Annotated in this window: 3 protein-coding genes; all 3 read left to right on the forward strand. The window is 48.7% G+C overall.

Translation table 11 applies throughout. The features are described 5' to 3' along the window. Positions 1-1,440, forward strand: a 1,440-nt coding sequence (gene traD / locus NE536_RS22630; protein WP_261274099.1) for a type IV conjugative transfer system coupling protein TraD, incomplete at its 5' end; no start/stop codon positions are given. 13 nt (positions 1,441-1,453) lie between these two features. Then, positions 1,454-1,639: a thyroid hormone receptor interactor 11-like protein gene (locus NE536_RS22635; RefSeq protein WP_261274100.1), complete on the forward strand. Its 186-nt coding sequence runs from the start codon at positions 1,454-1,456 to the stop codon at positions 1,637-1,639. 58 nt (positions 1,640-1,697) lie between these two features. Further along, on the forward strand, positions 1,698-2,341 hold a 644-nt coding region (gene mobF / locus NE536_RS22640; protein ID WP_261274101.1), incomplete at its 3' end, for a MobF family relaxase.

The raw sequence follows: 2,341 nt of genomic DNA on the forward strand, positions 1-2,341 counted from the left end.
AAATTTTATAATCCTGCTACCGATGTGCTGCTGAACCCGTTTGATGAACGCTGTGCTTACTGGGATGTGTGGTGTGATGCGCATGAGCCCTCAGATTTTGAGAACATGGCGAGCGCGCTCATTCCCCAACACGGCGAGGGCGATCCATTTTGGGTGCAATCTGCACGTACCATTTTTTCATCTACTGCATTTAAGATGCAAGATGAACCTAAAAAGAACCAAACCACAGAACGACTGCTTGAACTCATGCTGACCAGCGAACTTGAGTCCTTAAGTGAGTATCTTAAAGGGACCGAATCGGCCTCACTGGTATCCGATAAAATCCAAAAAACGGCGATATCCATTAAGTCGGTTCTCGCGGCTTACATCAAATCATTACGATTCCTTGCCGGACTGGATGAAAAGGACGAACAGGGAAAACTCCTTCGCCGCAAATTTTCAATTCGTGAGTGGGTGAAAAACGATGCCGAAAATGGCTTTCTATTTCTATCCAGTAACGCACAGCAACATGCTTCATTGCGCCCCTTAATTTCAATGTGGCTATCCATTGCCTCGACCGCCATTTTAGAACAAGACGAAAACCCCGACCGCAGAATTTGGGTGTTGATGGATGAAGCACCAAGCTTGCACAAGTTACCTGAACTTGCCGAAACAATCGCCGAAGTGCGCAAGTTCGGCGGCTGTTATGTCATAGGCATTCAGTCATTTGCTCAGCTTAAGAAAGTGTATGGCGAAAATGCGGCGCTTGAAATGTTCGACTTGCTCAACACTCGCTTATTTTTCCGCTCACCCTCTAACGAAATGGCCAAAATCTCGTCTCACGATTTAGGTGAGCAAGAAGTCGATGTCTCTAAAGAGCAATACAGCTACGGCGCTAATGAAATCAGGGATGGCGTATCACTGGGCCATCAAACCATTACCCGCCCTGTGGTCACGCCCTCTGAAATCATGCAGCTTGAAGATTTACAATTTTGGCTGCGCACGCCTGGCAATTATCCCGTGGTAAGAGTGGATTTAGTCTTTAACCAAATGCGCTCACTGTGCGCCCCGTTTATCAAACGGGACTACACCCCGTCTGAAAACATAAAGCAGATTGAATGGAGTCTGAACTATCACCAGTTCAGTGCGGTTCAACACGTCGATAAAGCGGATAAAACCAAGCTCCAAAGCATTCATGACACCATGTATGAAGGTGATGAAAACAATGATGAACGCAGCGCGGAAGCGCAGCGCATGACCAAACTTGCTGAAAAAACCGATGCGGTCGCCCAAAGCCTCATCGATGCGAAAAAGGCCAAACCGACTGAGTTAGCGCTCAAGGATGCAGAGAAGAAAAAAGCCGCTGAAAAACAAAAGGCCAATGACCAGCACATTGAGGATGCACAGCGACTTGAAGAGCTGCAAATCGTGTCTGTACACGAAGAAATATCGCTCGACTAAAGGAGCTAAAACGATGACCTCATTCAACACCACAGTACGAGTACGAGTGCCCGAATTGTCGGCGAAAAAGCCCTCACGTAAAGCCTCTAAAAATGACCATGAACGGATGAACGTCATGCGTCGAATTGAAGCCATCGCGGAACTCAAAGCGCTGGGCTTCACGTCTGACGAAATCAAAGCTCAACTCGACTCAGAATAAACCTACCGGATTAGTTCACCTCGCGCCCCGCGCGAGGTCCTTCTAAAGGAATATCATTATGCTTTCCATCAGTCCCATTGCGTCGAGCGCTGGCGGCGCGGCCAGCTACTACCTCAGTGAAGAAAAGAACCTCAATTTGCCTGACGTGTCGTTAGAAAAAGCAGCGGACGCCAAAGAAGGGGAAACCAACTATTACTTGAAAGAGCAGAGCGCCGAGCCCAATACCCAATGGTATGGCAAACTGGCAGAGCAAGAGGGAATGCTAGGCAAGCCCGTTGAAGAGCATCAACTCAAAGAGGTGTTAGCCGGTAGCCTGAACGACCAAACGCTTAAAACCCAAAACAGCAACGCCCGCAACGGTTTTGACTTTACCTTTTCGGCGCCTAAATCCGTCAGTTTACTTGCACTCGTGGGCGGCGATAAACGCTTAATGACAGCGCACGATGACGCGGTAAAATTCGCGTTATCGCATATCGAGAAAGATGCGGCGCAGGCCAGACAAACCAACCCTGATACCAAAGCGACCTCTTTTGAAAACACGGGCAATTTGCTGTTTGCAATGGTACGCCACAAAACTAGCCGTGAAGAAGATCCGCAGCTGCATACCCACTCACTCACCGCCAACATGACCAAGGACAGCGAGGGCACATTGCGCGCGCTGGCAAGCAGCTTTAAACAAAAAGGCGGCATCATCAATGGCAC

Origin of the sequence: Shewanella septentrionalis (genome assembly GCF_025370265.1) — a bacterium.
In the GTDB taxonomy this organism is placed as follows: Bacteria; Pseudomonadota; Gammaproteobacteria; order Enterobacterales; family Shewanellaceae; genus Shewanella; species Shewanella hafniensis.

Coding starts and splice junctions, on each gene's coding strand:
- NE536_RS22635 (WP_261274100.1), top strand. CDS start 1,454: ATGACCTCATTCAACACCACAGTACGAGTACGAGTGCCCGAATTGTCG.